18 protein-coding genes, 1 tRNA gene and 1 riboswitch are annotated in these 18,899 nt (G+C 60.7%); of the genes, 7 read left to right on the top strand and 12 right to left on the bottom strand.

The features are described from left to right. Position 1 precedes the first annotated feature (1 nt). From cobW to ACXAG8_RS03725, 3 genes are all read right to left on the bottom strand, one after another. Entirely contained in the window at positions 2 to 1,057 is a 1,056-nt protein-coding gene (gene cobW, locus ACXAG8_RS03735; protein ID WP_475222237.1) for a cobalamin biosynthesis protein CobW, read from the bottom strand. After that, on the bottom strand, positions 1,054 to 1,443 hold the full coding sequence (locus ACXAG8_RS03730) for a DUF1636 family protein (protein WP_475222235.1): 390 nt from the start codon (positions 1,441 to 1,443) through the stop codon (positions 1,054 to 1,056). The genes cobW and ACXAG8_RS03730 overlap by 4 nt, the downstream gene beginning before the upstream one ends. Positions 1,444 to 1,528: 85 nt before the next feature. Continuing rightward, positions 1,529 to 1,735, bottom strand: a riboswitch (cobalamin riboswitch). Between the two features lie 72 nt (positions 1,736 to 1,807). Then, a complete protein-coding gene (locus ACXAG8_RS03725) occupies positions 1,808 to 2,692 on the bottom strand; it encodes a LysR substrate-binding domain-containing protein (protein ID WP_475222233.1) in 885 nt (294 codons plus the stop codon). Positions 2,693 to 2,808: 116 nt separating this feature from the next. On the opposite strand from ACXAG8_RS03725, the gene ACXAG8_RS03720 reads away from it, so the two are divergent. After that, the gene (locus ACXAG8_RS03720) at positions 2,809 to 3,762 is read left to right on the top strand and encodes an NAD(P)-dependent oxidoreductase (protein ID WP_475222232.1); all 954 of its coding nucleotides are present in this window, start codon (positions 2,809 to 2,811) and stop codon (positions 3,760 to 3,762) included. A 276-nt stretch (positions 3,763 to 4,038) separates the two neighbouring features. Here the strand turns inward: ACXAG8_RS03720 and ACXAG8_RS03715 are convergent. Next, a tRNA-Cys gene (locus ACXAG8_RS03715) sits at positions 4,039 to 4,112 on the bottom strand. 229 nt (positions 4,113 to 4,341) lie between these two features. Here ACXAG8_RS03715 and ACXAG8_RS03710 point away from each other — a divergent pair. The 3 genes from ACXAG8_RS03710 (at position 4,342) to ACXAG8_RS03700 (ending at position 7,432) form a co-directional block, all read left to right on the top strand. Beyond that, positions 4,342 to 4,995: a protein-L-isoaspartate O-methyltransferase family protein gene (locus tag ACXAG8_RS03710; RefSeq protein ID WP_475222424.1), complete on the top strand. Its 654-nt coding sequence runs from the start codon at positions 4,342 to 4,344 to the stop codon at positions 4,993 to 4,995. 95 nt (positions 4,996 to 5,090) lie between these two features. Beyond that, complete coding sequence (locus tag ACXAG8_RS03705) at positions 5,091 to 6,509, top strand: TolC family outer membrane protein (RefSeq protein WP_475222230.1); 1,419 nt, start codon at positions 5,091 to 5,093, stop codon at positions 6,507 to 6,509. Between the two features lie 74 nt (positions 6,510 to 6,583). Next, positions 6,584 to 7,432, top strand: a complete 849-nt coding sequence (locus ACXAG8_RS03700) for a hypothetical protein (RefSeq protein WP_475222228.1) — start codon at positions 6,584 to 6,586, stop codon at positions 7,430 to 7,432. 5 nt (positions 7,433 to 7,437) lie between these two features. On the opposite strand, the gene ACXAG8_RS03695 is transcribed toward ACXAG8_RS03700, so the two are convergent. Both ACXAG8_RS03695 and ACXAG8_RS03690 read right to left on the bottom strand, forming a co-directional pair. Beyond that, complete coding sequence (locus ACXAG8_RS03695) at positions 7,438 to 8,895, bottom strand: cobyric acid synthase (protein ID WP_475222226.1); 1,458 nt, start codon at positions 8,893 to 8,895, stop codon at positions 7,438 to 7,440. A gap of 197 nt (positions 8,896 to 9,092) precedes the next feature. Continuing rightward, positions 9,093 to 9,413 (bottom strand): DUF6280 family protein, encoded by a 321-nt coding sequence (locus ACXAG8_RS03690; protein ID WP_475222224.1) that lies wholly within the window; start codon positions 9,411 to 9,413, stop codon positions 9,093 to 9,095. A gap of 218 nt (positions 9,414 to 9,631) precedes the next feature. Here ACXAG8_RS03690 and efp point away from each other — a divergent pair, with 218 nt between their 5' ends. Beyond that, positions 9,632 to 10,195, top strand: coding sequence for an elongation factor P (gene efp, locus ACXAG8_RS03685; protein ID WP_475222222.1), 564 nt, complete (start codon positions 9,632 to 9,634; stop codon positions 10,193 to 10,195). Positions 10,196 to 10,268: 73 nt separating this feature from the next. Here the strand turns inward: efp and ACXAG8_RS03680 are convergent, their stop codons facing one another. Both ACXAG8_RS03680 and ygfZ read right to left on the bottom strand, forming a co-directional pair. Beyond that, entirely contained in the window at positions 10,269 to 11,207 is a 939-nt protein-coding gene (locus tag ACXAG8_RS03680; RefSeq protein WP_475222220.1) for an ABC transporter transmembrane domain-containing protein, read from the bottom strand. A 115-nt stretch (positions 11,208 to 11,322) separates the two neighbouring features. Then, a complete protein-coding gene (ygfZ, locus tag ACXAG8_RS03675) occupies positions 11,323 to 12,060 on the bottom strand; it encodes a CAF17-like 4Fe-4S cluster assembly/insertion protein YgfZ (RefSeq protein ID WP_475222218.1) in 738 nt (245 codons plus the stop codon). Between the two features lie 73 nt (positions 12,061 to 12,133). Here ygfZ and ACXAG8_RS03670 point away from each other — a divergent pair, with 73 nt between their 5' ends. Beyond that, a complete protein-coding gene (locus ACXAG8_RS03670; RefSeq protein ID WP_475222215.1) occupies positions 12,134 to 12,808 on the top strand; it encodes a TIGR04283 family arsenosugar biosynthesis glycosyltransferase in 675 nt (224 codons plus the stop codon). 961 nt (positions 12,809 to 13,769) lie between these two features. On the opposite strand, the gene ACXAG8_RS03665 is transcribed toward ACXAG8_RS03670, so the two are convergent. The 3 genes from ACXAG8_RS03665 to parE all read right to left on the bottom strand — a co-directional run bounded on the left by ACXAG8_RS03665 (position 13,770) and on the right by parE (position 17,134). Continuing rightward, positions 13,770 to 14,186: a hypothetical protein gene (locus ACXAG8_RS03665; protein WP_475222213.1), complete on the bottom strand. Its 417-nt coding sequence runs from the start codon at positions 14,184 to 14,186 to the stop codon at positions 13,770 to 13,772. 385 nt (positions 14,187 to 14,571) lie between these two features. Continuing rightward, the gene (locus ACXAG8_RS03660) at positions 14,572 to 15,030 is read right to left on the bottom strand and encodes a hypothetical protein (protein ID WP_475222212.1); all 459 of its coding nucleotides are present in this window, start codon (positions 15,028 to 15,030) and stop codon (positions 14,572 to 14,574) included. Between the two features lie 145 nt (positions 15,031 to 15,175). Then, a complete protein-coding gene (gene parE / locus ACXAG8_RS03655) occupies positions 15,176 to 17,134 on the bottom strand; it encodes a DNA topoisomerase IV subunit B (RefSeq protein ID WP_475222209.1) in 1,959 nt (652 codons plus the stop codon). Between the two features lie 154 nt (positions 17,135 to 17,288). On the opposite strand from parE, the gene ACXAG8_RS03650 reads away from it, so the two are divergent. Continuing rightward, a complete protein-coding gene (locus ACXAG8_RS03650) occupies positions 17,289 to 17,897 on the top strand; it encodes a carboxymuconolactone decarboxylase family protein (protein ID WP_475222207.1) in 609 nt (202 codons plus the stop codon). 67 nt (positions 17,898 to 17,964) lie between these two features. On the opposite strand, the gene ACXAG8_RS03645 is transcribed toward ACXAG8_RS03650, so the two are convergent. Further along, the gene (locus ACXAG8_RS03645; RefSeq protein WP_475222206.1) at positions 17,965 to 18,843 is read right to left on the bottom strand and encodes an alpha/beta fold hydrolase; all 879 of its coding nucleotides are present in this window, start codon (positions 18,841 to 18,843) and stop codon (positions 17,965 to 17,967) included. Positions 18,844 to 18,899: the final 56 nt, after the last annotated feature.

Below are 18,899 nucleotides of genomic sequence, written 5' to 3'. Positions count from 1 at the left end.
CTTACTCGGCGGCCTCGGTCACACCCACAAGTATATCGCGGATCGCGGCCTCTTTGATATCGTCATGCTCGGCAATCACAACAAGCCGCGAGCGGCGCTCTTCGCCGGGCTCCCACGGCCGGTCGTATTGGTGACGCACGCGCGCGCCGACGGCCTGAACCAGCAGGCGCATGGGCTTGCCCTGAACAGCAGCATAGCCCTTGACGCGCAGGATGTTCAGCTCATTCGCCAGACGCTCGATGCTGGCAACCAGATCGGCGGGGTCGGTTTGTTCGGGCAACTCAACGATGATGCTTTCGAAATCGTCATGTTCGTGATCATGGTGACCGTCGTGATGGCTGGGACGCGCGTCCATGTCATCCTCGGCAGCCGCTTCCAGCCCCAAGACAACGCGCACATCCACGGCCCCTTCGGCCACTTCGACAACGGGCAGGGGGCGCGGGGCCTCGGCGGCGATGATCTCTTTCGCTTTGGCGACGCCTTCGGGACCGGCCAGATCGGGCTTGGTCAGCAGGATGATATCGGCGCAGGAAATCTGATCCTCAAACACCTCGGACAGGGGCGTTTCATGGTCGATCGAGTCATCAGCCAGACGCTGGGCGTCCACCGCCGCGACATTCGGAGCAAAACGACCGGCGGCAACGGCTTCGGCATCGGCCAGCGCGATGACGCCATCAACGGTGATCTTGGACCGGATATCGGGCCAGTCGAACGCCTTGAGCAGCGGCTTGGGCAGGGCGAGGCCGGAGGTTTCGATCAGGATGTGGTCGGGGCGCGGCTCCAACGCCATCAGCGCCTCGATGGTCGGGATGAAGTCATCGGCCACGGTGCAACAGATGCAGCCGTTCGCCAGTTCCATGATGTTTTCCGCGGGGCAATCCGGGATCGCGCAGGATTTCAGGATATCGCCATCGACGCCGACATCGCCGAATTCGTTGACCACCACGGCCAGACGCTTGCCCTGCGGGTTCTGCATCAGGTGCCTGACCAGCGTGGTTTTGCCCGAGCCCAGAAAGCCGGTGATCACGGTGACGGGGAGTTTCTCAAGATTGCTCATTTCAGGGCTCCAATCGGGGGAATGCGGGCCGCACAGTTTTTGCGGAAGTGTTCGGGGCGCTCGCGCCATTTGACCAGACCATCCTCGGTCTCAAGGTATTTGGTGGCGCCGTCGACAATCACGTCCACATGGTCGGCTTCATTGAGGTGTTCGTAGACAAAGGTCCAGCGCGCGGGTCCGCCGCGTAAAACGATGGAACAGCCTTCGTCACAGTTCGACAGGCACTCGACCGCCTTCAATGCGATCCCGTCGGGAAGATCGGCCTGTTCCAATGCCTTGTGCAGCAGGGCGCCGGGGCGCTGCGCGTCATCTTCGACGGGCAGTCCGCGACGGCAGGTGGTGCAAACCAGCAATTCGACCGGAGCGGGTTCGGTCACGTCTCTCATCCCCCCAAATCCTCTTCGTGGGGGACGGGGTTTCATGCGGGCCACGCGTCTGCACATGGACCCGACACCGGAACACCCCGTCCGGTTACATCTTCGGGCGCTGGCAGGTCTCCCGGCTTGCGGATGTCAGGGCCTTGCCCTGGCAGGTGTCCCGCCTTCCCGGCCTTTTGGGCCAGTGGCATTGGGCACCCTCTCCGGTCACGGTCGCGGGGGCGGCTGCACTTGGCGGTTTACCCGCTGGTGCATTCCCTTTTCATCTGTTTGCACAGACACCAACGGATCGGACATGCGGCACCGGCAGGGGATTTGTCAAGCATTCGCGGCCATGATGCCGCGTCCCTGCCTGAAATGCGACGCGCCGGATTCATTCCGCGGCATCCCGCTCCAGCCTTTCGCGCAGCCACGCCCGGAACAGGCGTGCAGATGACGATTCCTGCGCGGTGCCCTCGGGCTGAACCAGGTAATGGGATTGCGCAAAGGGAATCGGCGGCCCCGCGATCCTGAGCGGGAGGCCCTGCGCGATGATGTTGCGGGCAAAGCGTTCAAGTATTGTGGCATGGCCCATCCCCGCCAACACAAGTTGTACCGCCGTCACCGTCGTGTCAGCGGAATGGCGCGCGGGCCTTTCAGGCGCATGCAGGTCATGCGCCTCGAAATACCGGGCCCAGTTGTCTTCGTAGCCCAGAATGTGGATCAACGGGCTGTCCGGCAGGCGATCCAGTGCCATGGGCGGTGCGTCCGACCGGCAAACGGGTACAAGGGTTTCATTGCACAACCGGTCGGACATGACGGCTGGCCAATCGCCATGACCCAGGCGAATGTCGATGTCGACATTGCCCGCAGCTACCGCATCATTCCAGATATGCGACACCAGCCGCACAGGTATTTCCGGATACCTGTCCGAGAAATCCGAAATCTCGGCCGCGATCCAATATGTCATTGTCGAAATCGCCGCCCGGATTGTCAGCGTCTGGCGCGACGCGGGTCCAAACAGGGAATCGGTCGACAGCGCGATCTCGGCCAGGGCGCGCCTGACGGTCAGGGCATAGGACTGGCCCAGTTCGGTCAAGGCCAGCCGCCGCGCCCGCCGGGTAAACAGCGGTTGCCCCAGATCGGCCTCCAACGACCGGATATGCAAAGAGACCGCGGTCTGCGTCAGGCCAAGCTCCTGCGCTGCCGTGGTGAAATTGAGCAGCCTTGCGGCGGCCTCAAAACTGCGCAGCCAGATCGGATTGGGGAGGCGCTCCATATATCACCAAAAAATTTTGCTGGTAACTTGCTTTTTTATTCATTTCACTTGCCGCTGTCCAAGGTCAATACTTGCGCCATCAGCACTAAAGGCAGAGCGATGCGCGAGGGGGTGCAATGAAAGTCGGATTTATCGGTCTGGGAAATGTCGGCGGCAAATTGTCGGGCTCATTGCTGCGAAACGGGATCGACCTGACGGTTCACGACCTGAACCCGGATCTGGTTGCGGCATTCGTTGGCCAGGGCGCCAGGGCCGCAGAAAGCCCGGCGCAAATGATGCGCGATTGCGATGCCGTGATCACCTGCCTGCCGTCACCCGCGGCCTCGGATGCGGTCATGCAGGACATGCTGGCCGAGGTTGTCCCCGGCAAAATCTGGATGGAAATGTCCACCACCGATGAGGCCGAGGTCAAACGCCTGGGCGCTTTGGTCATCGCGCGTGGCGGCGCTGCTGTGGATTGCCCGGTTTCGGGTGGGTGCCATCGCGCGGCCACGGGGAATATCTCGATCTTTGCAGGGTGCGACCGCGAGACGTTCGAGCGTATCCTGCCGTTCCTGACCACGATGGGCCGCCGGGTTCTGCATACTGGTGATCTAGGTACGGCCTCGGTTCTCAAGGTGATGACGAATTACCTGGCTACGGCCAACCTGATCACCTGCGCCGAGGCGTTGGTGACCGCCAAGGCAGCCGGTATGGATCTGAACACGACCTATGAGGCCATCAAGATTTCATCGGGAACCTCCTTTGTCCACGAGACGGAAAGCCAGGTCATCCTGAACGGCTCTCGCGATATCTCGTTTACCATGGACCTTGTGAAAAAGGATATCGGCCTGTTCCAGGAGGTCGCAGACCGCGCCGGCGTTCCGCTGGAGATCAACCCCGTCATGATCAAGATATTCGAAGACGGAATAGCCCGGTTCGGCGCGCGGGAATTGTCGCCCAACATCATCAAACGGCTGGAACAAGCGACCGGCCTGGATATCCGCGCGCCCGGATTTCCGGCGGAAATGCAGGACGACGAACCCGAAGAGCCGGGATATGAGGTCATCCCGCAAGGTGCCGGGGCCTGAGGCCGCGTCGACTCGGTGTTCTGTTCCTGCGCGCGGCCGTGACCCGCGCAGGGTGCCCCGACGACGCCCGGGCTTTCCCAGCGCGCCAACGCAACAGCAACTGACGCTGCAAACGAAAAAACCCAAGTCTCTGCCTGACAATGAAAACCCAAGAAGCGCGTTGCCCAGGGCAAAAAACACTAAAGGAAGGCCCCGATTTGGAAACGCAAATTTCCGAAATACGCTTCTAACCCGCAGGAGCGGAGAGGGCAGATTACGCAAACGCTTCTTAAAGATTGGAGGCGAGTACCGGAATCGAACCGGTGTACACGGATTTGCAATCCGCTGCGTCACCACTCCGCCAACTCGCCTTTTGCAGTAAAATCAATTACTTGCCGTGGTGTGGAAGCGGTTCTAGCAGCTTTGGGGGCGGACGTCCAGTGGGTTGCGGGGAAATTTGCCGGGCGGTGGGGGCTTTCCTTGGGGGCGGTTTTCCGGTCCTCTATTGTCGCAGGGCAAGAATTCGCGTTCCGGACCGTTGCCGGTGCGGGGCGGATGTGGCAAAAGCCCTTCAACCTGGGAAAAAGAATGAGCGATCACATGACAGATTTCGCAGCCCGACGCCGCACCATGGTCGACACGCAGATACGGCCATCCGATGTGACCAAGTTCCCCATTATCGACGCGATGCTGACCGTGAAACGAGAGAATTTCGTGCCCGACGCGCAGCGCGAGGCCGCCTATGTCGGCGATCTTGTCGAGCTGTCCGGCGACCGCTGCCTGCTTGAGCCGCGAACACTGGCCAAGATCCTGGACGCATTGAACATTACCAGCAACGAGGTCGTTCTGGATATCGCACCGGCGCTTGGTTATTCGACCGCGGTTGCCGCGCGGATGGCGCAGCTGGTGGTTGGTGTCGAGCAGGACGAGACCCTTGCGGAAGAGGCGCAATCTGTCCTGATGGAGGCGGATGTCGACAATGCCATCATCCATACCGGCCCGCTGGAAAAGGGGGCCGCGGAACACGGGCCCTATGACGTGATCATGGTGCAGGGCGGCGTGGCACAGGTTCCTGACGCTCTGCTGGATCAACTCAAGGAACATGGCCGCATCGCCTGCCTGTTCATGGATGGCGATCTGGGCACGGTTCGTATCGGGCGCAAATCGGGTGGAAAAGTCAGCTGGCGGTTTGCATTCAATGCCAGCGCGCCGGTCCTGCCGGGTTTTGCTGCGGACAGTGTATTTTCGCTATAGTCCGGCAACAGTTTTCTCTGTCGCCTTGATTAGTTGAAAACAAAGACGCAAACTGCCTGCGAGGCAGTATTATTTTGATTTGAGAGGGAATGGGTATGCCTAGAATGACCCGAGGAAAGCTGGTCAAAGCGCTGGCGGTGACGGCTGGTCTGGCGTTGAGCACGCTTCCCGGGCGTCCGGCCTGGGCCGATAACCTGACGGATGCGTTCATCGGCGCCTACAATACCAGTGGCCTGCTCGAACAGAACCGTGCCCTGCTGCGTGCGGCTGACGAAGATGTGGCCATCGCGCTGGCGGCGCTGCGTCCGGTGATCAACTGGGCGGTGGATATCAGCCAGCAATACACCAAGACGCGGTCGGGAACGAGCGTGGGGAGCGTCAATCCTGCCCGGTTCTTCACGGGCCTGACCCTGACGCAGCTGTTGTATGACGGCGGCGCGTCGGTTCTGGCCAAACAGTCGGCCCAGGAAACCGTCCTGTCGACACGGCAGACCTTGCAGGAAATCGAACAGCAGGTCCTGTTCCGGGCCGCGACCGCCTATCTGAGCGTGTTGCTGCAGGAAGAGACCGTTCAAATCCGCGAGAACAACGTCAACCTTTCCGCCGAGGAACTGCGCGCGTCGCAGGACCGGTTCGAAGTGGGCGAGGTCACCCGCACCGACGTCGCCCTGTCCGAGTCGCAGCTGGCCAGTTCGCAGGCCGATCTGGCCGATGCGCGCGGTGACCTGAGCACGGCGCAGGCGGAATACGTGAATGCAGTCGGCAAACAGCCGGGCCGGACAGCCGGGCAGCCCAGCCTGCCGAACCTGCCGCGTTCGGTATCCGAGGCGATGTCGCTGGCGCAAAGAAACCACCCGTCGATCCTGTCGGCGCAACATCAGGTCCGTGCGCTGGATCTGGTTGTGCAACAGCAACGCGCGGCCCTGGGGCCGAATGTCAGCCTTGGCGCCAATGCCGGTGTCCGCGAGGATTTCGACGACGACGACTATCAGAATGACGCGGGCGTATCGCTCAGCCTCAACCAGCCGATCTATGCCGGTGGCCGTCTGGCCGCCAATATCCGGCGCTCGATGGCGACGCGTGATGCATCGCGGGCGAACCTGTTGAACGTCCAGAAAGACGTGACCCAGGGCGTTACCGATGCCTATGTCCGGTTCGAGACATCGACAGCAAGCCTGCGCGCATCGACAGAACGTGTCCGTGCATCGCAGGTCGCCTTTGACGGGATTCGCGAAGAGGCCACTCTGGGCGCGCGGACCACGCTGGATGTGCTGACCGCTCAGCAAGACCTGCTGGATGCACAGTTGGCCGAGGTCGTTTCACGAACCGAGCGTTCGCTTGCGGCCTATCAACTGTTGCAGGCGCAGGGCCTGCTGACAGCCGAACGGCTGGGGCTGGCGGTGCAGATCTACGACCCGACGCTGTATTACAATCTGGTCAAAAAAGCGCCGTCACAGGTCAGCAAGCAAAGCCGCGATCTGGATCGGGTACTCAAAGCGTTGCGCCGGGACTGACCGGCGTTACTATCTGTTGTGAGCGCGGCCTTGTTTGGCTACACTCGGCCCTAGGGCAAGAGCGGTAGAGAACAATGGCAGACAATGTAGCGAAAAAGGGTGTCGAAGACGTTCTGTCGTCGATCAGGCGACTCGTCAGCGAGGAAGGCCGCATCCTTCCTGATCCGGGTCAGCCGCCTGTGGCGCGCAAGCCCGGCAAGCTGGTTCTGACGGATGCGCTGAGGGTTGGAAAACAACCCAAGGATGACCCCGCCCCATTGAACCTGTCGGCCGAGGTTTCGGCACGTCCTGTTCCGCAAGACGACAGGGGCGCTCCGGCAGCGTCCGCCGCCAATGACCTGACGCGGCCTATGTTGCTGCGCAGCTGCGATATTGTTCAGCCCGGTAAAAACGTCAAAGCGGCCGAAGCGGCCGTTTCGGCCGAAACCGATCACCCAGATGAAAACCCGGCCGATCTGGCCGGTAGCCTGAGCGCCAAGATCGAGGCGCTGGAAGAGGCGATTGCCCGAACCGAGGATCAGTGGGAACCGGATGGCGAAAGCGATGACGCCTATTCCGGCACGCCGACCGGCAACATGGACTGGAATACGGATACCGGGTTCGCCGCTGCGGCCTCGGGCGACGTGTCCCAGGACGATGAGCCCGAGGATATCGAAGACACCCAGCCCGAGGTCGCCGAAGCCGTTCGAAACCCGACAGTCGCCCGTGACGGCGGGGTGCAGGGAGGCGATATCATTCAGCATTCCGCGCCCGAACTTCCTGTGGATGTGCAGGCACTGGACCCCGACGCCCTGCAAGAGATGGTTGCCGAGATCGTGCGGCAGGAATTGCAGGGGGCGTTGGGCGAACGTATCACGCGAAACGTCCGCAAGATGGTGCGCCGCGAAATCAATCGCGCATTGGCAGCGCAAGACCTCGACTAAAGGTGTCAGGTGCCCATTGGCGTCTGCGCAAGGGACAGCAACAGGTCCAGATCCAGGTGCTTTTCCAGATGGGATGCCAGCGCATCAAGCGTGCGTTCGACATCATCCTCGTAGGTGATGGATGAGGCGGCACCGAACTGGCGCAGGTAGCTGGCGCGAAACGGGTCGGACGAAAAGACACCGTGCAGATAGCTGCCCCGTATTCGGCCATTGGCACTGGCCGCACCTTCTGGCCGGCCGTCGATTTCCAGCCAGGTACGTTCACAATCGGGGCCCTTGGTGTGCCCCATGTGGATTTCGTAACCGGTAACGGGTTCACCGCCCGGCAGCGCGGTCGCCTGCCGCAGCGTGACCTGTTTCTGTCCGCCCATAACGGTATCGACATCCAGCAGCCCCAGGCCCGGAACCACACCCGGCGTGCCGTCAACGCCCTGTGGGTCGGAAATGGTTCGCCCCAGCATCTGATAGCCGCCGCACAGGCCCAGCACATGCCCGCCGCGGCGCACATGCGCCTGAAGGTCGATATCCCAGCCTTGCGCCCGGAAAAACGCCAGGTCGCCGATTGTGGACTTGCTGCCCGGCAACAGGACCAAATCCGCGTCACCCGGCAGGGCCCGACCGGCGGGGATGATTTCAACCGTCACGCCCGGCTCAGCCGAAAGCGGGTCGAGGTCGTCGAAATTCGCCATACGCTCAAGCTGAGGAACGGCGATCTTGCACGCGCCGCCGTGATGCGAGCGAATGTCCATCATGTCTTCGGCCGGAAGTTTCCACGCATCGTGGAACCAGGGCACAACCCCCAGGCAAGGCCAGCCCGTGCGGGTGGCGATATCGTCCCGGCCTTCGTCAAACAGGCTGACATCGCCTTTGAACCGGTTGACGGCAAAGCCCCGGATCAGGGCCAGGTCGTCGCGGTCCAGAACCGCCTGTGTCCCGACGATCTGGGCGATCACGCCGCCCCGGTGGATGTCGCCGACCAGGATCACCGGCACGCCCGCGGCGCTGGCGAACCCCATATTCGCGATGTCGCCCGGACGCAGGTTGGTCTCGGCCGGGCTGCCCGCGCCTTCGATCAGCACCAGGTCTGCATCGGCGCAGAGCCGGTCAAAGCTCTGCAGGGCCGCCGCCAGAAGATCGGTCTTGTTCTTGCGGTAATCGCCCGCCTTCATGGTGCCGGATCTTCTGCCCTGCACGATGATCTGCGCACCTGTATCGGTTTCGGGCTTCAGCAGGATCGGGTTCATATCCGTATGCGCCGGACGTTGCGCCGCGCGCGCCTGAAGCGCCTGCGCGCGCCCGATCTCGCCCCCGTTTTCCGTTACGGCGGCGTTGTTTGACATGTTCTGCGGTTTGAACGGGGCAACATTCAGGCCACGACGTGTATAGGCACGCGCCAGACCGGCCACCAAGACCGACTTGCCGACATTGCTGCCGGTGCCCTGAATCATGATTGACCGTACCATGGCCCGCCTCCTGTATCGCCGTGCAGATGACCTGAATTCGAGACAAAGGGGAAGCCCCGGCAAGCGGCGGCTGCGTAACTTTTGTGGCCCGTCGCATTTGCGGCCCGGGGGGGCACGCGCGCCATCCCTGACCATAGAACAAAGAAAAACGCGCCCCGAGTGAAGAGGCGCGTTTTTTCAGTAATTGCAGCGATAGATCAGGCGGCTTCGGCCTGCTGTGCTGCGTTGCGACGTTCGCTTTCCTCGCGCGACAGCGCGACAGAGGTCCGTACACCGCGGCCAACGAATTCCATCAGCCCGCCTACGACGCGTTCATTCGGATCGATCCCCGCACAGGACAACACTTCGCGCCCATCACGCGAGCGGGCCCAGCGGGCGATCTGTTCAGGACCATTGCCGTATTTCTTGTCGTCGGCGATGGCGTCATCCAGAGCAGCCAGTACGACGGCTGCGAAAAGTTTCCGAGCACGATTGCCTTGCTCATTGTTAAAGGCTGTGCCGTCAACGAAATCTTTCATCTCGTCTTCCTTGTTGTTCTTGCTCTTGTAATTTTCGGCGTGACGGCCCTTATGACCTATTCGCCGCGATTCGGATACACCTAATTTGCATATCTGCCCTGCGTTTGTTGCATGGCTTTTGCGCGTGCAACACAAGGTTTCGTTGTCTTGTCAGGCGTGATCCCGCCAGATATAGGGACGGCAACTGACGCATCAACCGTTTGTGAAGGATTTAAGTCATGCCCAAGATAAATGGGAACGAAATTCGCCCCGGCAATGTGCTTGAGCATAACGACGGGTTGTGGGCAGCGGTCAAGGTCGACCATGTCAAGCCGGGTAAGGGCGGTGCGTTTGCCCAGGTCGAATTGCGCAACCTGCGCAACGGGTCCAAGTTGAATGAACGTTTCCGTTCGGCGGACAAGGTCGAACGGGTCCGCCTTGAACAGAAAGATCAGCAATTCCTGTACGAATCCGACGGAATGCTGGTTTTCATGGATTCCGAGACCTATGAGCAGATCGAATTGCCTGCGGAGCTGCTGGGCGACCGTCGCCCGTTCCTGCAGGACGGGATGACAATTGTGGTGGAATTCTATGAAAGCGAGGCGCTGAACGCGACCCTGCCGCAAAAGGTCACCTGCAAGATCGTGGAAACTGAACCGGTCGTAAAAGGCCAGACCGCGGCAAACTCGTTCAAACCCGCGATCCTGGATAACGGGGTAAAGGTCATGGTGCCGCCTTTTATCGGTCAGGACGAGATGATCATCGTGAACACGGAATCCATGGAGTATTCCGAACGCGCCTAAGCCTTGGCCAAGTATCATTTTCCATCAAGGACCGCGACGGCACGCGCCGCGCGGTCTTTCTTGTTTCTTGGCCCTAGGGTCTGGCTTGCCGGTATTTCTCGCGGTCCGGACCGAACAGTTCCTGTAGCAGTTCGTATTTGATACGGTTCGCGCTGACCTGCCTGTAAAAGGAAATAAGAAACGATGTCGGGCCCTGTAACCGGCTTAGGCCGCTGGTCGCGGCGACCACGGTGCCGATATCGGTATCGCCATTCAGGACAAGCCAGCCGCCCAGCATCAAAACCCCGACGGTTCCGGCCCCGTTGATGACGCTCAAAAGAAACTTGGTCGACAGTTTCCACAGGAACATGCTGCGCCGGGTTTCATAGATGGCGTCGAACTGGTCATGCACGTCCTGGGTGACCTCTTCGATCTTGTCCACCGTCAGGTGATCGGTCGCGCTGCGCAAGATGCGAACCCGCTCGGCGACATATACATTTACCTTTCGTTGTGACGCCAGAACGATGGCGATCTGCGGGACGATCATCGATAGCGCGATAATGCCCAGCCCGGGTTGGGTCGAGGAGATGTAGCCGATCACGCTGATCAGCGTGCCAATCTGGACAACCGGATCGGAAAAAGCACCACCCGCGAATTTGCCAAGCTCTTCGGCCTCGGCGGATATGGCGGTGGTCATGGTCCCCGTGCGCAAGTTCTCTCCAGTTTCGTCCACGTCGATCGCCCTGGCCAACAGTCGTTGGCGGATCAGGCGGATGACGTCTTCGCCCAAAGTGCCGGCGCGAAACCCCAAAACCCATTTCAAAGCAAGGCTAAGGACGATGACGCCCATCATCCCCGCGCACAGCAATATCAGCCGGCCTTCGTCAACATTCTTTTCCGTCAGGTGATTTACGATATCGCGCTGAAATTCCAACGGCGCCGCAGCCAGGGCCGCCACGGCCAGAGACAGCAGGATCAAGAAGATCTGGCGTCCAGAACTGACGCGCCAGATGGCGGCATAAAGCTGAAGCATTGGTTTTTCCGATCAGTCAGACCTGTGAGCAGTCATATCCTGCACGACAAGGCGGGCAAACTGACCTGCCAGTATAGAATAGAACCAGTGCCGCAACTGCAACAGCCTGTCGAGGTCAGGGCAGCAGTCCAATCACCGCGTCGCCGGCGCGCATATCCTCGCCCGCCCGGTCAAGCCGAAGATAGGCAATGGCGCGGTCGCCAGAGCGCGTGAACAGCGTGCCCGCGGGCTTGCCGCCGGACTGAATTTCGGTTCCGGTATCCGCCGGGCCATCAACGGACACGCGCCGCAACCCTTTGCGCAGTTCGGTCTTGTGTTTCATGCGGGCCGTGACCTCCTGGCCGACATAGCAGCCTTTGCGGAAATCCACGCCGTTCAGGGCTTCGAAACCGCATTCCAGGATATAGCTGTCGGGTGTCAGCTCGATGCCGGTTTCCGGAATGCAGTGGCGTACACGGATCGCATCCCAGTCCGATCCGTCGTCGCTTTCGGCTGCGGTTGAATAGGCCCGCCACCCCATATCGGGATGGCGCGGGTCGGGCAGGGCGCCCATCGGGGCAGGGCCGGTTCCACGCTGGACCTGCAGGTCCGTTGAATTGATCGACAGGTTGGCGCGTAGCTTGTACATGCCAAGACGCTTTGCCAAGCCATCGGCCAGTTCTTCGGCAACATCCACAAGCACCGCGCCTGCGTCCCGTTTCAGGAAAAAATCGGCCAGGTATTTGCCTTGTGGTGTCAGCAGGGCGGTATAGACCAGCCCATCCTGCAGGCCGGCAATATCGTTGGTCACCAGGCCTTGCAGAAAACTTTGGGTGTCAGGACCGGTCAGGCTCAGTACACGGCGGGTGGGCATGGGCGGGTCCTCGTCAAATCCTCTGGCCTCGTGATATAGGAGTTCTGACAGCCATGGCCAGAGGGTATCGGATATGCCAGCCCCGATAAGTATTATCATTCCAACCCTGAACGCAGAGGCCGAGCTGTCGCGCAGCCTGCCGGTGTTGATGGAAGGTCTGCATACCGGTCTGATCCGCGAACTGATCATAACCGATGGCGGGTCGACGGATCACACCCTGGAGATTGCCGAGGAGGCCGGGGCCGAGATCGTATCGGGCCCTGCATCGCGCGGCGGGCAATTGCGGCGGGGATGCGCCGTGGCCAAGGGGGAATGGTTGCTGGTTCTGCATGCGGATACCGCGTTGCAGGACGGTTGGACCGAACCGGTTGCCGAGCATCTGAAAAGCGAGCGGCCAGCGGTGTTCCGGCTTGCGTTCCGCGCCAAGGGCGGCTGGCCCGCCTGGGTTGCGGGCTGGGCCAACCTGCGCACCCGGCTGTTCGGCCTGCCCTATGGCGATCAGGGGCTGGTCGTGCCGCGCAAGCTCTACCAGGCGGCGGGCGGCTTTCCCGATCAGCCTCTGATGGAGGACGTCGCCCTGATCCGTGCCCTGCCGCGCGCCGTACTTTTGAACGCGCAGGCGGTTACGAGTGCCGAGCGGTATGATCGACAGGGCTGGTTTCGGCGTGGGGCGCGGAACCTGTGGACTCTGGCGCGCTATTACTTTGGGGCAGATCCAGAGCGGCTGGCGCAGTCCTACCGGCGCTGAAGCTGCCGCGCAGCTCGACCACGGATTTGCCCAGGCGGAACGGCGCGGCAAAGCTGACAAGGCACAGGGCGATGATCTGAAGGCCAAGGATATGGGCATTGGCCTGCAGGTATTCCCATTCATCCTTCAGTTTGCCGACCTGTTCGATCAGGTCATCATAGCTTTGTGCCAGGATGACGTAATCCCCGGCAATGGCGGGGACCTTGCGGCGCATATTGTCGATGGCGGCCTGCGTGCGTTCATCGACCGAGGTGAAAACAAGGAACTGTTCAATATCGAACGCATCGGCCTTTGATGCCTTTTCCCGCATGTCCTGCGCATCGGACCCGGCTTGCGCACCGACCAGGAAATGCAGGCCCCGCAACGGGGCCACCTCGTCCGTGACGGCAATGAACAAGGGCAGGTCGGCATTGCTGGCGGTCGAGGCTGACAGAAACTCGACCTTGTCGCACAGCACCCTGATGTCGCTGTCATAGGCCGGATCACAGAACCGCAACCGGAACCGCGCGGCGTCCCGGTCAAAGGCTTGCGTCGCCGCATAGGCCACGTCAATCTGCCGGTCCAGCCGTGAACTGTCAGCGGTATAGAGACCGGCCAGAACTGCGACCAGCGCGCCCAGACCGCCCAGAACGACCCAGACCAGGTCCGCAAGTTTCCACGCCCGGTGACCTGCGGGTTTGCGAAACAGAAACGCGGTGCCGACCGAGCCGAACACAAAGAACAGGATCAGCAAGGGCAGCTGATTTTCCGCAATGAAACTCATGGGGCCGAGTGTAAGACCTGCGCGGGGTCTGGCAACACTCCTCACGCGCAGTTGTTGGCAAGCCCGGCGGTCGGGGCATTCCGCTGTTCAGCGCAGACCGGCAACGCCGATGTGAAATCAACGCGCCTTGGGTGCAGGCCCGCCCACGGTTGCGCGCGGCAAGCGCGCTTTCCCTGCCGCCCGAAAAGCCTTGTGCCGTCAGTAATTGCCGATCGTGCCGCGCCCGTCCGGTGTCATCCGGTAGCAGGTCGTCCGGCTGAGCGGCAGAAGCGTGTCTGCGGTATCCAGGGCCACGCCTTCGGGGCAGGTCGGAATGTTGACATAACGATAGCCTTTGTCGGCCATGCATTGCCCAAAGACGCGCTGGCGCAGACCGGCATTGGTGTCGGTCGTCGTGACCTGCCCGCCAAAGGTCTGCCCGCCGGTGGTATTGCAAAAGGTCTGGGTACCGATCTGGTTGCAATATGTCTGGGTGGGGGATGAAATCACAGGCGTCGTGCTGACGACCTGGTTTGCCGGAACCTGCTGCGCGGCGAAGACCTGGCAATTCGTCTGGTCGCGCTGAACGACCGCGGGCGTCGTTCCGGCCTTGTAGGCAAAGTTCTGCAGCGGCAATCCGGCCTAGTAGCGATCATATTGCGTTTGGGTCATGCACCCGGCCAGCACCGAGGCCAGCGCGAACGCAATAATCAGATGTCTTTTGTTCACAACGTCTTCCTTTGAAGGTCTTGCCTGAACGCCCTGAACGGGACCGGTTTTCGGGATTTGTAAACATGTGAAGTTTGTTGAAATTATGGAAACGCCGGACTGATTTTAAGAGTAATTGGGTAAGTGTTCAGGGGGGCAGCGCAGGTCGGTTGGATTGGGGAACGGCGGCAAGTTGCTCTGTTCCAGCAGGGGAACCAAACTTTGGCCCGGCCCGCCGCGTTTTGCCGAGGGAGATTCTGCTTTTTGGCGGCGTCGACGAGGGTTGCGGCAGGCTGGGATGGCTGAGGTACTCTCAGAAAGCCTGCCAACTTTGCACCAGAGTACCAATGATCTTCGGGTTACGAAGCGCGAAGATTGAGGCTACTAAGACTAGTAAATACTCTAAAATAAAGTTTCGCAAACCAGTGACGACATCCACCAATGTTGCGACAAAGTTTTCAATCTTGGCGCGCTTTTCGCTTTCAGTAATATGCTGATAATCCCATTGCTCTAAGTGCTCGTATGGATTGTCGTAGTCAAACGAAGGATCCCCGTACAGTTCCTGGTTAATTCTTGTAATGTCAGCCATTGAACGGGTATTCCAACGTTCGTTAATCCGTTTAAGCAACACGGACATTGCCTCGACAAAGGCTACAAGACTATGCAGAGAGAAGATTGCCAACAGAAAGACAGTGACGAGTTGTCCGAAGGACATCAGATCGGATTGCACGACGGCGATGCTCAATCCAAAGATCGAAACCTGATCGCTCATTAGCTCAGCATTGGCAATTGCAAAGGTAAAGGCTACTGAGAAATACAGCGATTTTCGTGTTTTTTTAAGGTTCTCATGCTCTGTGGCAGAAGCTAGGGGCAAAATTAGTGTTCTTTTTTCATAGGTCTATCGAACTCAGTGGCCATTAAACATCCAACTCCTCCACAAACCGCGCGTTCTCTTGGATGTATTGGAACCGCAGTTCGGGCTTTTTGCCCATCAGGCGCTCGACCAGGTCACCGGTTTCGCCGGGTTCGTCCTCATCTATGGTGACGCGGATCAGTTTGCGGGATTTGGGGTCCATCGTGGTTTCTTTCAGGTCCTTGGCGTCCATTTCGCCCAGACCCTTGAAGCGGGATACGTCGATCTTGCCTTTACCGCCCAGCCCCTTGGCTAGCCATTCGTCGCGCTCGGCCTCGTCCAGGCAATAGACGCGCTTGGCCCCTTGGGTCAGGCGATAGAGCGGCGGGCAGGCCAGGTACAGGTGGCCCGCGTCGATCATCGGCCGCATCTGGGTAAAGAAGAACGTCATCAAGAGCGAGGCGATATGCGCCCCGTCCACATCGGCGTCGGTCATGATGATGATCTTGTCATAACGCAGGTCGTCGACGTTGAACTTGGTGCCAAGGCCCACACCCAGCGCCTGGGTCAGGTCATTGATCTCGGCATTGGTGCCCAGTTTCGAACTTGCCGCGCCCAGCACGTTCAGGATCTTGCCGCGCAGGGGCAGCAGGGCCTGTGTTTTGCGGTCACGGCCCATCTTGGCCGATCCACCGGCCGAGTCGCCCTCGACGATGAACAGCTCGGTACCTTCGCGATTGGTGGCGGAACAATCCACCAGCTTGCCCGGCAGGCGCAGTTTCTTGGTGGCTGACTTGCGGGCGGTTTCCTTTTCCTGGCGGCGGCGCAGGCGTTCTTCGGCCCGCAGAACCAGAAAGTCGAGAATGGCCCCGGCGGATTTCGTGTCGGCGGCCAGCCAGTTGTCGAAATGGTCACGAACGGCGTTTTCGACCAGCCGCTGCGCCTCGACCGTGGCCAGGCGGTCTTTAGTCTGGCCCACGAATTCCGGCTCGCGGATGAAACACGAGACCAAGGCACAGCCGCCGGTGATCAGATCGTCGCGCGTGATCTGCCCGGCCTTCTTGTTGTTGATCAGCTCGCCATAGGCCTTGATCCCCTTGAGGATGGCCGACCAGAAGCCTGCCACATGGGTGCCGCCTTCGGGCGTGGGAACGGTGTTGCAATAGGACTGGATGAACCCATCGCGCGAGGGTGTCCAGTTGATCGCCCATTCGACCTTGCCCGGCGTGTTGAATTTTTCCTGAAAATCCACGGTGCCGGCAAAGGGCTGTTCGGCATAGGTCGACGAGCCGTTCATCGTTTCCTTGAGATAGTCGGACAGGCCGCCGGGGAAATGGAACGTCGCTTCGGTCGGGGTCTCGCCGTCGTCGATGGCGGATTTCCAGCGAATCTCGACGCCCGAGAACAGGTAGGCCTTGGAGCGGATGGATTTGAACAGCCGCGCGGGTTTGAACTTGTGGTGGCCGAATATGTCGGCGTCCGCATGGAATGTCACCGTGGTGCCACGCCGGTTGGGGGCCGCGCCGATCTTTTCCACGGGGCCTTGCGGAACACCGCGCGAAAAGCGTTGTTCAAAGAGCTGCTTGTCGCGCGCCACCTGTACGACCATCGAATCCGACAGGGCGTTCACCACGGATGCGCCCACACCGTGCAAACCGCCCGAGGTCTGATAGGCCTTGCCCGAGAACTTGCCGCCCGCGTGCAGGGTGCACAGGATCACCTCAAGCGCCGACTTGTCCGGGAATTTCGGGTGCGGGTCGATGGGAATGCCGCGCCCGTTGTCACGCACGGTCAGGGCGTAATCTGCGTGCAGTTCGACCTCGATCCGGTTGGCATGGCCTGCGACCGCCTCGTCCATCGAGTTGTCGAGGATTTCGGCAACCATGTGATGAAGCGCGCGTTCATCCGTGCCGCCGATATACATGCCGGGGCGTTTGCGAACCGGTTCCAGACCTTCAAGAACCTCGATCGAAGAGGCGTCATAGGTTGCGGTGGCGCTGGGCGTCAACAGGTCGTCGGGCATGGGGTCTGCTCTTGTTCTTGGGTTTGCCCCATTATGGCAGGTGATGTGTGTCGGGGGAAGAGGGGCGCGAAGTGTTGTGGAAAACTCGCGCCGTCGGGGATTGCAATTTCAGGGCAACACGGGTCCAGTTGTTCGGGACGCAGGGAGGCAGGGCATGAGCTGGATCAGGACCATTTCATTCAACGAGGCCACGGGCCGTTTGCGGGCGCTTTATGAACGTGTCGCGGGGCCCGGTGGGAATGTGGACAACATCATGATGGCCCATGGTTTGCGCCCGCATTCGATGGAAGGGCATATGGCGATCTACAAGGCGGTGCTGCATCATTCGGGCAACAAAGTGCCCAAGTGGTTTCTGGAGGTCCTTGGGGTGTGGGTGAGTTCGCTCAACGGTTGCAGCTATTGCGTCGATCATCACTTTGCGGGTCTGCAACGGCTGTTGAAAGACCCGGGCCGGGCGGACGCGATCCAACGCGCCATCGCGGCGGAGGATCCCGGGGCGGGCCCCTTGTCCGAAGCGCAGGTCGTGGCGATGCGCTATGCGCGCAAGCTGACCCAGGCCCCGGCGCAGATGGAGGAGCGGGACGTAGACGCGCTGCGGCAGGCCGGGTGGGATGATGGCGAGATTCTGGAGATCAATCAGGTTTGCGCCTATTTCGCCTATGCCAACCGGACGGTTCTGGGCCTTGGGTGTTCGACGCAGGGCGATGTGCTTGGCTTGTCGCCGAACAATGCGGACAATTCCGATGATTGGGGCCATCGCTAGGCGGATAGGGGCGAGGGGCCAGCCCCTCGCGCTCCCCGGGATATTTCTGGCCAGATGAAGGAGCGGATCAGCGTGGGTTGGTCCAGGTGAGAATCGCGCGGGCGACGTCCTGTGGTTTCTGGTGGTGCAGCCAGTGGTCGGTGCCCGGGATCGTGATGCGGGTGAGGTCGGTGGCAAAGGTTTCAAGACCTTGGGTCGTTTCGGGAAGCAGCGCGCGGTCATCAGGCCCCCACAGCAGAAGATGCGGGCATTGGATGCGCAACCGGTCTGTTGGAAGGTTGGGAAGGTCGGTGCGGGGTTTGCCGGGCTCGGCGACAACCAGCGGCGAGGCGCGATACCAGTTCAGCATTGCATCCAGGCGTCCCGGTCGGGCCCATTCGGTACGGTAGAGCGCAAGGCGGTCGTCGGTCAGCCAGTCGAGCCCCATACCGTGGCGGAAGAACCGTTCGAGGCGGCGAAAATTATCGGCAGACAAATGTTCGGCCGCATCGGGCGCGCGCAGCGCGTTGATGTATTGCGAGGCTTTGGATTGGGCCGTGCCCGCAGCCATTGCGCGTTGGAACGGCACCGGGTGGACACCGTTTGCCACGATCAGGCGCGCGACCAGGTCTGGCCGGGACATGGCCAGCCCATAGGCAACCGATGCGCCCCAGTCGTGGCCCAGAACCCATGCGCGCGACCCGTATGTCTCGATCAGGGCGGCCATGTCGGAGACCAGGCTGGAGAGCGTGTAATGAGAGGTGCCCCGGGGAGCCCAGCTTTGGCCATATCCGCGCTGATCAGGGGCAATGCAATGAAATGCGTGCTCCAGATGTGGTGCCAGATCGCTCCAGCCTCCGCTGTATTCGGGGAAACCGTGCAGCATCAGCAACAGGGGTTTGTCGGGGGCACCCCAGCTTTGCAGAAAGAAGCGGTTGCCGTTCAGGGATGTGAATTGCGTGTCCATGTCAGACCTTTTGCAGCGGCGGGTCAGTCGCGGCCCTGCGGCCGGGATTGGCCTGT

Source organism: Ruegeria sp. ABD4_443, assembly GCF_056160865.1.
This window is presented reverse-complemented; position numbering and strand designations above follow the sequence as displayed.